Annotated in this window: 13 protein-coding genes; 3 read left to right on the forward strand and 10 right to left on the reverse strand. The window is 44.1% G+C overall.

Annotated features, from left to right (window positions below; translation table 11 throughout):
* Positions 1 to 475 precede the first annotated feature (475 nt).
* The 3 genes from QUA50_RS23840 to QUA50_RS23850 all read right to left on the reverse strand — a co-directional run bounded on the left by QUA50_RS23840 (position 476) and on the right by QUA50_RS23850 (position 1,919).
* On the reverse strand, positions 476 to 664 hold the full coding sequence (locus tag QUA50_RS23840; RefSeq protein WP_015178546.1) for a DUF2949 domain-containing protein: 189 nt from the start codon (positions 662 to 664) through the stop codon (positions 476 to 478).
* 234 nt (positions 665 to 898) lie between these two features.
* On the reverse strand, positions 899 to 1,303 hold the full coding sequence (locus tag QUA50_RS23845; protein ID WP_333375196.1) for a hypothetical protein: 405 nt from the start codon (positions 1,301 to 1,303) through the stop codon (positions 899 to 901).
* A gap of 373 nt (positions 1,304 to 1,676) precedes the next feature.
* Positions 1,677 to 1,919 carry a hypothetical protein gene (locus tag QUA50_RS23850; RefSeq protein WP_333267014.1) on the reverse strand — a complete coding sequence of 81 codons (243 nt, stop codon included), beginning with the start codon at positions 1,917 to 1,919 and terminating at the stop codon, positions 1,677 to 1,679.
* 192 nt (positions 1,920 to 2,111) lie between these two features.
* On the opposite strand from QUA50_RS23850, the gene QUA50_RS23855 reads away from it, so the two are divergent.
* Positions 2,112 to 5,000, forward strand: coding sequence for a PAS domain S-box protein (locus tag QUA50_RS23855; RefSeq protein WP_333267013.1), 2,889 nt, complete (start codon positions 2,112 to 2,114; stop codon positions 4,998 to 5,000).
* A 121-nt stretch (positions 5,001 to 5,121) separates the two neighbouring features.
* On the opposite strand, the gene QUA50_RS23860 is transcribed toward QUA50_RS23855, so the two are convergent.
* Complete coding sequence (locus QUA50_RS23860; protein WP_333267011.1) at positions 5,122 to 5,712, reverse strand: rhomboid family intramembrane serine protease; 591 nt, start codon at positions 5,710 to 5,712, stop codon at positions 5,122 to 5,124.
* Positions 5,713 to 6,183: 471 nt separating this feature from the next.
* Between QUA50_RS23860 and QUA50_RS23865 the strand changes: the two genes are divergently transcribed.
* Positions 6,184 to 6,561, forward strand: coding sequence for a Mo-dependent nitrogenase C-terminal domain-containing protein (locus tag QUA50_RS23865; protein WP_333267009.1), 378 nt, complete (start codon positions 6,184 to 6,186; stop codon positions 6,559 to 6,561).
* A gap of 254 nt (positions 6,562 to 6,815) precedes the next feature.
* On the opposite strand, the gene QUA50_RS23870 is transcribed toward QUA50_RS23865, so the two are convergent.
* The 6 genes from QUA50_RS23870 to bchB all read right to left on the reverse strand — a co-directional run bounded on the left by QUA50_RS23870 (position 6,816) and on the right by bchB (position 11,759).
* Complete coding sequence (locus QUA50_RS23870) at positions 6,816 to 7,274, reverse strand: hypothetical protein (RefSeq protein WP_333267007.1); 459 nt, start codon at positions 7,272 to 7,274, stop codon at positions 6,816 to 6,818.
* Between the two features lie 448 nt (positions 7,275 to 7,722).
* Positions 7,723 to 7,905: a ribbon-helix-helix domain-containing protein gene (locus tag QUA50_RS23875; protein WP_333233970.1), complete on the reverse strand. Its 183-nt coding sequence runs from the start codon at positions 7,903 to 7,905 to the stop codon at positions 7,723 to 7,725.
* Between the two features lie 502 nt (positions 7,906 to 8,407).
* On the reverse strand, positions 8,408 to 8,914 hold the full coding sequence (locus tag QUA50_RS23880; RefSeq protein ID WP_333233969.1) for a GNAT family N-acetyltransferase: 507 nt from the start codon (positions 8,912 to 8,914) through the stop codon (positions 8,408 to 8,410).
* A gap of 3 nt (positions 8,915 to 8,917) precedes the next feature.
* Complete coding sequence (locus QUA50_RS23885) at positions 8,918 to 9,208, reverse strand: DUF1778 domain-containing protein (RefSeq protein ID WP_333267005.1); 291 nt, start codon at positions 9,206 to 9,208, stop codon at positions 8,918 to 8,920.
* 150 nt (positions 9,209 to 9,358) lie between these two features.
* The gene (locus QUA50_RS23890; protein ID WP_333233967.1) at positions 9,359 to 10,144 is read right to left on the reverse strand and encodes a DUF3883 domain-containing protein; all 786 of its coding nucleotides are present in this window, start codon (positions 10,142 to 10,144) and stop codon (positions 9,359 to 9,361) included.
* Between the two features lie 88 nt (positions 10,145 to 10,232).
* Positions 10,233 to 11,759 carry a ferredoxin:protochlorophyllide reductase (ATP-dependent) subunit B gene (bchB, locus tag QUA50_RS23895; RefSeq protein ID WP_333267002.1) on the reverse strand — a complete coding sequence of 509 codons (1,527 nt, stop codon included), beginning with the start codon at positions 11,757 to 11,759 and terminating at the stop codon, positions 10,233 to 10,235.
* Between the two features lie 535 nt (positions 11,760 to 12,294).
* Between bchB and QUA50_RS23900 the strand changes: the two genes are divergently transcribed.
* On the forward strand, positions 12,295 to 12,735 hold the full coding sequence (locus QUA50_RS23900) for a KTSC domain-containing protein (RefSeq protein WP_333267000.1): 441 nt from the start codon (positions 12,295 to 12,297) through the stop codon (positions 12,733 to 12,735).
* Positions 12,736 to 13,007: the final 272 nt, after the last annotated feature.

Raw genomic sequence — 13,007 nt, forward strand, 5'->3', positions numbered from 1 at the left:
TGGGATGGGCGTCCCGCCCGTCCTTTCTGGGCGGGCGGGACGCCCATCCCACAAGAAAAAAGGGAAATTATTTAATTGACGATCCTAATTAAAGTAGGGTGCGTCGCCGCCTGAATTCTGATTATTTACCACTATCAATGAGCGACGCACCATACCGCTATACTCTCGCCCGAAGTCACAAAAGAGAGTTAATTGTAGGGACACGGCACTGCCGTCTCGAAAGCTGTGCGTAATATTAATTCCGATGCTGCCAGATTTGATATGAAAGCAGTTGATTTTAGGCCGCAACAAAAAAGAGGACACAGCACTGCTGTGTCCATACTTTATATTTGTATTTTTCTAATTTGGACAAAATAAGACCCACCCTCAACCTAAACACTCAACCCTATACTTTTCGACGATCGTTGGTGCAAGCTTTATTTGTCAAAAATCTGCAATCCGATATCCATATTTTTTAAATCAGGATTTTAATTTGCTAAGTCGGCTGAGCTTCCAACCAATCAAAAATCAGGTTTAACTGTTCCAGTGTTACTAACCCGTACTGCCACAGCACCATCGGCAGTTCGCTGGCATCTTGTTCGCCGTGTCGGAGAGCAACGGCGATCGCCGAATTCGATATCGCCAACTCTCCCCGCAAATAATCGATCAGTTGAGCCTTTCTCATCACCTTCACCGCCAGTTTTATGCGATTTTGTAAAGATATGTAGCTAATCAGTCTGTATCGGAAGTTTAATTGGTCTAATTTTAGGTTCACAATAGAGAACCAGGTGTGATGGAAACAGCACAAAACTGGTGATAAAACTCAGATAAAAAAGCGATCGCAGTCACAATAACTCCGAGAATCAAATATGGGGTTCCGCGATCGCTCGTTTGCTTCGCATCAATTTATTTAAAAATCCTAAAGTCCTAGCTGAAGCTGAACTCCCGCTTCTGTACCGCTGTCGGTTTGTTTTGGAGGTAAAGGATTTCCTTGACGCTGGGCGTCCGAAGGAGTAGTAATAAATTCTAATGGGCCCTCGATTTTGAGACGAAATGTGTCGCCCAAGCTTCTTTCCCTTCTAGCAGAATTAGCCCCCGTTTCTGGTTCACCAATCAAGTTTTGGTAGTCCGAGTCTAAAGTTCTGTCCTCCACAGTCCTCAACGAGTCCCCAGATAAAGTCGTTTCCGAATATTGGGGCGTTGGTTGCAGTCTTTGTTGGGCGAGAACCGCCGGGGTCAAACCGATAAAAATTGAGCTCAGTCCGAGAGCAGTGCCAAGAGTAGCAATAACTGCGTTCATCATCCATGCCTCCGCTAGTTGCATCCTACTATGCTGATTGTACCCAGTCGCAATTAAGTTGTACTCTATCAAAAGTAGCTGCTTGTGGAGATATCAATTAAAGTTCTTGTCAAAACTTATAACTTTCGATCGCGCTATCAGTCAAATAGAACTGACGCAGCAAGGGGGTTTCAACGCCAAAATACGTCATTTCAGGCATGAGTCAACCAAAAACTCGATTGGTTGGATTAGCGGGCGTCAGGAGTGGAAAAATAGTTAGTGGTGGATGCACGGGTGGCTATTCACCAATTGGTTTTTTCACGACAATAGTTAGTTACAGCCCGCCAAAACGCTAAAAAAACCCGGTTTCAGAGACTATTTAAAAAAAAGAATGCAACTGCAGGCAACTTCAAAACCCTTACAGAATCAGTTTTTCGCAATTATTCAATTCTTTAATCTCAAAATCTATAATAGTATGAGTGTGTAGAGTGCATTCAGGATTGATAGTGCATCGATCTCGATCGCCAATGCTCCCAAAGCCGACGATCGCGCTCTCGATGGCGGTGGCAGTCGTTAAAAACTCAGTTGCCAGCGGCAGATTCCGAGTTATTAACAGCACTTCGCCTACTAAAACCATCTCAACTTCAAAACCTGCGCTCATCAAGTTGTACTTGACCGATAATTTCAAAGGTGGTCCCCGCCACGTGATTTATCCGTGGAATCAATCCAACATCCAAAATCCTTGCATCCTCAAGCCCCCGGATTTATCCGTGGTGTCAATCTAAAATCTAAAATCTAAAATCTAAAATCGAATGACCGGAATGTTGTGGGTTCATAATAATTCTGCTTTATCATGCCAATCAAATATCTGACAGATCCGATTTTAAAAATGTCGGGCAAAGTGCCAATTCGCATCGTCCTTGTTGTGCCTTTTGCACTCCAGACTTTCGCTGCAGTAGGGTTGACGGGGTGGCTGTCGTTGCGGAACGGGCGCATAGCCGTCAACCATGTTGCCGCCCAACTGCGGACAGAAGTCACATCGCGTATCCAGCAACATATTAATAGTTATATTGAAACGCCACACCAAATCAATCAGCTCAATCTCGATGCCATCCGTCTCGGCATTGTGAACGTGCAGGATAGTGATAGTTTGCAACGCTACTTCTACAAACAAATCAAAATTTTCGATAAAATTAGCTACATTCAATTCGCATCGGAAAAAAAAGATTTTATTGGAGTTGAACGCCTCGACGACGGCAAGTTGCAAGTTCAGTTTTCTAATCAATCTACTGGCTATAATTTGCATAGCTACGGGCTGTCAGAGTTGGAGGAACCAACTCAACTATTAAAAACTACTCTCAACTACGACCCCCGCGTCCGACCTTGGTACATAGCTCCGGTGCGCGCAGGCAAACCGACTTGGAGTAAAATCTATAATTATTTTGACGCTCCCAAACTAGCGATTACGGCGGCTGTACCAGTTTATGGCGAGAATGGTAAACTGATTGGCATCCTGGGTTCTGACTTGGCACTTTCCAAGCTCAATCAATTCTTGGAAAGTCTAAAAATTGGCAAATCAGGACAGACTTTTATTGTAGAAAGGTCGGGGCAGTTGGTGGCAAATTCTACTCTGGAACCGCCATTTATTGTTAGCAATGGTGTTGCCAAACGGATTGTGGCAACGAGCAGCAAGAATGTTCTAATTCGATCGACCGCCCGCTATTTGACTGAACGCTTCGGGGATTTGCACAAAATTGACAGATCTCGCCAGTTAGATTTTACGATCGACGGTCAACGGCAATTTCTACAGGTGACGCCGCTTTTAGACAACAGGGGCCTCGACTGGTTGATTGTGGTGACGGTTCCTGAAGCCGATTTTATGGAAAGGATTAATGCCAACACTCGGTATACTGTGGTGATGTGTCTGGGTGCTTTGGTGCTGGCAACGGCGATTGGCGCTCTGACTTCTAGGTGGATTGTTGTACCGATTCGGCGTTTGAGCAAGGCTGCGGAGGCTTTGTCCCGCGGAGAATGGGACGGGATGGCAGTAGATTCCCGCTTGATGGCGTCTGTAGAGCGAGAGGATGAGGTGGGTGTCCTGGCTCGCTCTTTTAATATGATGGCCGCTCAATTGGAAGAGTCGTTTACTACTCTCGAAGATCGGGTGGAATCTGCGATCGCCGACAAAAATCAATTAATTATTTCTCTGAAAAAATCGCAGCAAAAACTGGCTCTCCATCTTCACCAAACTCCTTTGGGAGCGATTGAATGGAATCTAAACTTTGAAGTAGCGGAATGGAATTTGTCAGCGGAAAGAATTTTTGGATACAACCGCTTGGAAGCTATGGGATGCCACGGAGTCGATCTCATAGTTCCTGAAAATGCTAAGGAGTATGTCAGGCAACTATCTATAACTTTGCTTACTAATCAAGGCGGAATTAGTAGTATTAACGAGAACATCAGAAAAGACGGAAAAATAATTCTTTGCGAGTGGTACAATACGACTTTGGTTGATGCTGACGGCAGCATTATCGGGGTGGCATCGCTGATTCAGGATGTGACTGAATTTCACAGTGCTGTGGGGCAGTTGCGGGCCAGCGAGGAGCGGTTTCGCCAGTTGGCAGAAAATATTCATGAGGTATTTTGGATTAGAGAACCCAATCAAAAGCAGCTAGTTTATGTGAGCCCTGCTTGCGAGAAAATATGGAATTTGAGCTGTCAGAGTTTGCAGTCAGAACCGGAGGCTTTTTGGGATGCTATTCACCGGGAGGATCTCGATCGCGTCAAGGCTGCTTTTGCCAAACAGGTGCGGGGCGATTATGATGAGGAGTATCGGGTAGTGCGCTCGGACGGTTCAGTTTGCTGGGTGCGCGATCGGGCTTTTCCAGTCTGCAGCCAAACTGGGGAAATTTACCGCATCGTCGGTATTGCTGAAGATATTACCCAGCGCAAATTAGCAGAAGAATTCCAAAAAGTCGCTCAAACAGCTCAAGCAGCAAACCAAGCCAAAAGCGCCTTTTTAGCTAATATGAGCCACGAATTGCGAACTCCCCTCAACGCAATTATTGGTTACAGCGATATGCTCACAGAAGACGCCGAGGATTTAGGCTGCGAAGATTTTATCCCCGACTTGCAAAAAATTCAAACAGCGGGCAAACACTTGCTATCTTTAATTAGCGACATTCTAGATATTTCTAAGATTGAAGCGGGGCGGATGGAACTTTACTTAGAAACTTTCAACCCTGTTAATCTAATTGACGAGGTAGTTTCTACTGTCAAACCCTTGGTAGATAAAAATTCTAATAAGTTTGAAGTTGATTGTGGTAGCGACTTGGGAATGATGTATGCTGACATTACCAAAACTCGTCAAATATTGCTCAACCTGCTGAGCAATGCAGCCAAATTTACGGAACATGGCACTATTACCCTCTGTATTGAAAGAGTTAAACATGACAGCTTAACAACTCAAGAAATAGCAGAACCTTCCGACTCAATAATTTTTCGCGTAGCTGATACGGGCATTGGGATTCCCCCCGAACAATTGCAGCATTTATTTCAAGCATTTATGCAGGGCGACGCATCAACTACGCGCAAGTATGGCGGCACGGGTTTGGGATTGACTATTAGCCGTCACTTTTGCGTGATGATGGGGGGCGATATGCAGGTTGAAAGCGAGTTAGGTTGCGGTTCGGTTTTTACTGTGTGCTTGCCTGCCCGCGTTGAATTATTGGTCAGCAGTTAGTCTTGCTTTCCGGGAGGCAATTGTTACACAATAAACCAGGTTTATTGACAAAAAACCTACGCTTTTAGATAATTTATGAGCAATAAACCAAGGGATGATAGGATGCAGCCTCAGTCTTATTCTAGTTAATTCGCCGTTTCTGCCGCCCCAAAAGTTGAGCTGTTAATACCCCGCCGACGAAGCCAAAGAAATGCCCTTGCCAGGAAATTCCCGGCTGCTGCGGCAAAACTCCCCAAATTAAACTGCCGTAGAAGAAACAGACAATTAAAGATAACAAAATAGAGGTAAAGCTGCGTTCAAAATAGCCCCGCAGCAGCAAAAAGCCGAAGTAACCAAAGATTAATCCGCTGGCACCAATGTGAACGGAATAGGGCGCGCCAGTCAGCCAAACTCCGAATCCGCTGACTAGCACAGTGACGGCACTCACGATAAAAAAGTCGCTAATTTCTCGCAGCATGATCAACCAACCCAATGTCAAAAAAGGGAGGGTATTGGCGGCTAAGTGAGCAAAACTGCCGTGCAGAAAAGGCATCAACAGGATGCCTTGAAGTCCGTCGAGGCTGCGGGGGCGGACTCCGTAAGCATTCAGCCTGCCTCCGAATAGGAATACATCGACAATTTCGATAATCCAGAGGAGGGAGACGAAGCCGCCGAGAATGGCGGCGTGGCTTTGCAATTCGCGGGCGATAGCTTTGGTTTCTGGGTTGCTCATGGGTGGTGAGGACGGTGATACCGATTATTTCTCATTGTAGAAGTTTCTGAGCGATCGCGAGCAAAGATTGTTGGGGCGGGGTTTCAGGGTTTTTTGCAGCAGAGCTTATTTAAAAATATAATAAGTTTTATTAAAAATTCCGCATTTTCACGTATAGGATAATTCACCTGGATGCGTCACAATTGTAATTGAACTACAAAAGGAGATTCAACCGAATGTTGAAGCTAAAACGTAGAAGACATAATTTTTGCCCGATCGATCAATTGTTGGGCTTGAAATGAGGATACTTTTTAGAGCGCACACCGCCTTTTAAAAAAAATCAGGAACAACTTTTCTCGCCCTAAGTCATTAATTTAAGAAGTTCAATCCGGTAAAGCAAAACGAGATGCTGTAGATACTGATTGTAGATAATATCGCACAAGCTCTACAGAGAGTTCTTGGCACCTCGTTATCAAAGAGGAAGAGAGCAAAATGAACGTATTTGAGCATACAGTCTCCTACCGAACTCTGCCACATTGGGTAGGATTTGGCAAACAAGAAACCGCCGTTAATGTCGCTACAAATTCTCAGCCTTACGGTCAAAAGCCACACTTTGACCCCTTGCATCCGCTAAAACAATGGCTTGATAACACTGCAATTAAAAGTCAAAAGTTGGCTCGGTTGCTGTGTAAGTTGATTCCCAGCCAGTGTCCGTTTGAGCGAGAAATCAAAATTGGCGATCGCACTTTATTATCAATTCCCCCACTGTGCAAGTTAAATCCGCTTTACGAGCAAGTGGTTGGGATTCGCTTTCGTGCTTTGTGTTATTTGGCTGACGAGTGCGGCGAGGATGTAACTCCTTATTGTTAATTCTGCAAAAACTTAAATTTTTCACTGTTTTTTTACCCTCCCTTATCCTTGTTGGGGAGGGTTTTTTTATTTCGAGATTATTCGGCGGTTGAAACTTGTTAACCTCAAACTCAAATGTGGCGAAGCGCCGATCATTTGAGTTCGAGGTTAAATTAGACAAACTTTCGTCTGCCTCAGCAGAAAAGCCAGATATTCTGTTATATCCCCGGCTTTTTAAAGAAGTCGGGGCTTGAAAGAGCGATCGCATTTAAATACTAAAGGGAGCGAATCACTCGTTGTTGGAGAATGCGTTTGCCTTTGTTATAAACACTGAGGCTGGCTCCTGTAACGATGTAATCGTAGGTGCCATTTTTTGCCACGTAACCAGTCCCCTCTTCAGTACGAGCACGCAGGGCGATCGTGCTGCCGTTACTCTTTTTAACGCCGTAGTAATATACTTGATTGGCGTGGTTGTAGCACAGATAAATCCGAAAGTTGCTGGTCTCGAAATAGTTTTCCACTTTCTGTCTTTTGCGAGTACAAAAATCTCTCACCAGTTTTTGGGGAGTGGATACCTGAGCTATTTGTATGGTTTCAATCGGAGACTGAGTGCGAGACGCTGTTGGTGCAGTGCTTGTGTTCGATTGTCCTAAAGCCAAGGTTGCTCCTGGATTGCTGGCAAATAGCATTAAACCGAGTAAGCTGGTTTGTGTGAGTCTTGCTGTGAAGTTCATAAGTCATTCGTTTAAAATATGTTGATGCGTCTAATCTAGGTAAGTGGGATTGATTGGGGCGATCGAACTGTACAGTTTTCGCAATTGGCCTCAAGGAGGAAATCTTTGGATGCAGTTTCCGTTTCCCCTGAGATCGGGCACTATTCTCAATAAGGTTTTAGGGGCAGGCTAGAAGCCCGCCCCACAATAGGATTGAATTTATAGTCGAAAGCTGGTTACTGAGAATGATATTTTTTGTGAGTTTCTCTGCAACTGACTAGCCGACGGACAATTAAATAACTGGCACTTTCGATTGCTGATAGGACTTATGCACTAGCAGGCGATCGCGAGGACAAAGCAGAGAATTATTTTAAATATTGGGTGTAAAGTGCGGGCGCTGGTGCTAGTTTTCATCAATTTCGATAAGTGCGATCGGGCGACACGCACCAGCAACCCACGAGGGAAGTCTTTACGCGCCGTTTTTGGGCTTTTCAGGTTCAGAAGGTAAATCTCCCTTTTTTTTCGCTTCCAAAACCGCTGTTTCAACGATAAAAGCGATCAAACTAGCTGTGGGTCTACCTTGCCGGTCGGCCCACAGTTCTAAGGATTCATAGATGTAGTCGGGGAGTGTGATGTGAACGCGCTTGCTCACTGTCAATATTTACTGTTTGTGAACGCTCCCAATCATACAAGTTTACGCCGATCGCGGTGTTATAACGCTATTTTAGTAATTTTCTGCTACCAATTAGGGCCTTTTGTGCAATAATTTGTACAGCACACCACCGGTGCAAAGTCAAAAGCCAGTCCCCCGCCGTGGAAAAGCAAGGACTGGCTATGGCTCCAATTAACAAGGAGATACACCTATTATGCCGTATGAGAAACGTCTCAGACCGTGGATCGTTGTTCGTTTGCTTCCAAATCTACAAAGGGTCGTTGTGGGTCGCTTTCGCAGTTGGTCTGATGCAGAGGGTCATTTGCGAGTTCTCAAACAACTGCTTCCCGGTGCTCGATTGACCTTAGTTTTCGATCCGATCGATTAATTTTGGTTGCGAGTTATTGAAGTACGCGCGTGCGAAGCTATCCCGAAGGGAATCGCCCTTGGTTGAAAAAGGGCGATCGCCTTTTCTTAGCTAAGACAAACTTTTGTCTTTTACTTATGTAAAAGCTTCTAATATCCTAGTCATGGGAATAAAAAGTGAGAGTTCATCGCCTTCTAAGGCAATGAACTCGTATTGCAAATAAAATTCCTTAGCTTGTTCGTTCAATGCGTCAACTATCACTCCCAATACTCCTATATCTTCTGACAAACGAATCACTCTGTTAAAAGCATCGACTAGCAGTGTCTCACCTAGTCTTCTACCCTGCATTGATTGAGTTACTGCCAGTTTTCCGATCCGCATGACTGGAAGGGGGTAGCGCGGCAACCCTCTTCTGTAATTTTCAGGAAGTAACTCTAGTTGTAATGCAGCCATACTTATTGAATAATAACCTGCTACTTGACCGTCACCGTCTTGAGGAATTGCCACCCAAGTTTTAGCAATCCCTTTTCTTTGATTTTGTCGGGCATATTTTTTGAGATACTGATTTAACTCCGGCACACCGCAATCAAAATTCTCCCGAATCACCCGGCTATCATCTATAGAGCAAAAAATCCATTCCATTATTTATTTGCGATCGTATTTTTGCCGATACCTTTCGATCGCTGCTTTCAGCTTAGAGTTAAGTTCTGGTGGGTTTTCAATCGCTGAGGTAACAATTTCCCAATTTGGTGCGGAAAGAACGATCTGTTCTGGTTTAAGTGGCACTTCTTCGGCTAGATTTAGAGCAACTTCGAGCAGATATTCGCTCAGACTAAGACCCCACAGGGTAGCTGCTTTTTCTAACTGTTCTTTTTGTTCCTGATTGATAGTTATCTCAAGGGTGCTTGTTTGGGGAGTTTCTGTAGGGGTTGACATATTTTTTCACTGAGAGCAAGGTTGGCTCATTTGATATTATAGCAATTTTTCAGGTGGGCGATCGCGCTTGCTTTGAGAAGGGCGATCGCTCTCATTTTCCGTTCAGAATAATAGTTCTGATTCGCGGGTACAGGTAATTTCTTCTTTTTACTATTGCTGTTCTTTACTCCCCTTAAAATCTGCATGATAAGTAACTTGCTGTATGAGTGTTTGTTTTTTAGAAAAATTTATTTTTTGGGTGGGATGAAATATTGTATTCATCAAAGGTTTCTCACCTAAATTACTAACTACAACTAAAACATAGTCATCTCGGTATTCCAGAGCTTTTAAATACTCATTCTCCGTTAATCTAATACTTCCTGACCTATCTTTAACACCCTTGACTTCTACCAAAAAAAAATGGGATTTTTCAGATATCTCAATTTGAAAGTCATACCCATCCCCCAACATCCTAGCATCTTGCCAAACACCTTTTTTAAAAGCAGGAATATTTTGATAATTCTTGATAAAGAAATCTTCGGCTGTTTTGCCTGTTAGTTGCAATTGCTTAAATTTACTTTTAATAATCGGACTGACAGGTTGACTATATTCATACTTAGCTTGAAAGTTATCCTGTAAGTATAGCTTGACTATTGTTGCGTATGAAGTTACATCTTCTTGTCCAAAAAGTGTATCAATTGAATTTTTTACAGGAGCAAGATAGTAATTTTTACCTTGCCACCAACCTTTTCTAGCATTATCAAAGAAGGGATCGAATGAATCTTGGCGATTTTTAATGGTACCAACAGTTTCAGCAACTCCTATATCCACGAGCTTTTTGTAAAATTCTTGTTTTGTCTTTGTTCCGAAGGCTATGACAAACTCTTTATCAAATTTTGCTAGTCCGTATCCGATCAAATTAAGTACATCATAATTTGGATGTTTAGTTTTTAACATAAAATGTATTTGCTATCAGATTAATATCTCATAAAAAATGTAAGTAAACTTTAACTAAGGTGGGCAAGAAGCCCACCCCACTCATAACCTATGCGCCGACAGATTCCTTGGCCGCGTACAATACCTCAACGGTAATCTTATCAATCCCCCGATCGCGCGCAAACTTCTCAGTATTCCGCTTCACCTTACCCCGCACAAAACCGGGGATTTTATTCAACTCAGCCTGTCCATCCTTCGTCCAACCCATATCAGAGTCAGCCGAAATACCCTTAGTAATCACTTCCTTCGTATCGTGGCCACCGAAGATTTCCAGCAAGTGGTCTTCCATTCCCAAAGTAAAGGAATTGTAGACCAAATCTACGCACTGATTCGTGCCTTCATAACCCAAAAATGGCTTGTAGCCGATCGGGAAATTTTGGACGTGAATCGGCGCAGCAATCACACCGCACGGAATATCAAGCCTTTTACCCACGTGGCGTTCCATTTGCGTGCCGAAAATTGCCGAAGGTTCCGCTTTGGCGATCGCATCTCCGATCGCCCCGTGATCGTCTGTCACCAGCACTTCATCGCAATACTCGCTTACCTGTTCCCGGAACCAATCAGCATCGTGTTTGCAGTAGGTTCCAGCCCACACAACGTGGATTCCCATCTCGCGAGCCAAAATCTTCGTCATCGCCGCAGCGTGGGTATTATCGCCAAATACGACGGCTTTTTTGCCGGTTAAGTTTTGGCAGTCGATCGACCTTGAGAACCAAGCAGCCTGCGACACAAACCGCGTTTGTTGGTCGATGAAATCTTCGTAATCAACATCCGCACCTTGAGCGTTCAAAACTTGCTGAATCTTGCGGATACAGCGCGCAGTTTCTACCACACCCATCGGCGTAATATCGACCATCGGCGTGCCGAATTCTTTTTGCAAATACTCCCCGGCCATCATCCCCAATTCCCGATAAGGAACCAAGTTAAACCAAGCGCGCGGCAGTCTTTTTAAGTTATGAACCGAAGCACCTTCGGGAATAACTTCGTTGACTTCAATGCCCAAATCTGCCATCAAACGCTTCAACTCGGTGCAGTCGTGCTGGTTGTGGAAACCCAGGGTAGACATACCGATAATATTGACAGATGGTTTTTCGCTTTTGGCTTCTACTAAATCGCCTTTTTTGCGGGCTTTGTTAATGTAAAATTGGACGATTTGATCCAAAGTGCGATCGGCTGCTTGGAGTTCGTTTACCCGATAATGGTTAACATCCGCCAGCAATACATCGCCTTTAGCATCCAATTGAGCTCTCTCCACGAAGTTTTCCAAGTCTTCTTGCAGAATGCTGGAGGTGCAAGTCGGGGTGAGCACGATTAAATCTGGGCGTTCTTCTTTGTCTTTGCGGGTGATGTTGTCCACCACCCGTTCCTGGGAACCCCGCGCCAGTACGTGTCTGTCAACGACGCTGGTAGTTACCGGGGTGAAATCCCGTTCCCTCTCCAGCATGGAACGCATGACGTTAAAATAGTCGTCTCCAATCGGTGCGTGCATGATTGCATGGACGTTTTTGAAGGAACTGGCCACGCGCAAAGTGCCGATGTGGGCTGGGCCTGCGTACATCCAATAAGCCAATTTCATAGGTATTTTTCCTGGTGCTGGTTGAGAATTGCCCGATCGGGCGATTACTGCTAAATTTTAAGGTTGTTTCTGATTTTCTCACCGGATGAATTCTTTAGAAATAGTAACTTTCTGAGGATTTACAGATTTGAGAAATGCTCAAACGCTTTTGCTGCTTGGGATTTAACTTGCAATTCCCATAACTTTACCTTTGTTTTCTGGCAATAATTCTTAATTTATTGTCAAGTTTCGTTAATAAATCGGCAAATTTTATCAACGTATGATATCCCTGGCGCAACTTAAGCTGTTGCGGCATTTAAATTGTATGTCAAAAAAAAATCAAAGTCTTGTGGGGTGGGCGTCCCGCCCGCGCAGAATATACAATTTAAATGCGCGACAACTTACACCTAGATTGCTGCCAGAATTTTCGCAAAAAAATGTACATTGACTTTTTAGCCAATTTAAAATAAACTATTAATTGATAGACTATTTTCCCGGCATCAAAACTTGCAAAGCGGGGGAGATATTGACGTAAAATCAATCCTTGACAAATCCCATGAAACTATCCAAAATAGACTTGAGCAACGTATTAGCAGTGGGTCACTCTAACGGCAAGCTAGGACTGTTAATCGAGCGGGGGGAAGAAGTCGAATTTATCGAAATTGCCGCTCCCGAAGCTGCAATGCAAGGGCTGCAAATGGTTGATTTCATCGCGAATACAGATTCAACAGAACTCTGTGCTGGCATAGAATTAAAAGAAATTGCTTCAAGCAAAGAACCAATTGCGATGATGTCGGTAGATTCCGAAATGGCTAGATCGATCGGGTACGATGAAGAGGAGCAAGTCTTGCAAATAGAATTTAGCAGCGGGTCAGTCTATCAATACAGCGATGTGGAACCCCAAATGTGGGAATCTCTACAAGATGCTGATTCTACAGGGAAATTTTTTAACTCCGAGATTAAAGGTTATTATTCAAGCCGGCGCGTTGATGACTAGCGTGTAGTTATGAGTTGCACCTTTTGGCGGTTTGATTGAGGTGTGAGGCCTTCATTCAAGCAATCTCCTAAAAGCTGAGATTGTTTTTTTTGTCAGGCGTGCGATCGAGTCTCACAGTAAATCCTTGCACAAATCCTGTATTTGTGCTTTTCTTTACGTAACTGCTGAGGTGACAAAACCCCGAAGGCGCTTTTGTCACCTCAGCAGTTCTTTGCTGTCAAGGCGTGTCTTCCCATACATCCCAAAAGATAGCTCTTGAGCGATAATGAAGA

The sequence above is a fragment of the Microcoleus sp. M2_D5 genome (genome assembly GCF_036701935.1).
Classification (GTDB): domain Bacteria; phylum Cyanobacteriota; class Cyanobacteriia; order Cyanobacteriales; family Microcoleaceae; genus Microcoleus.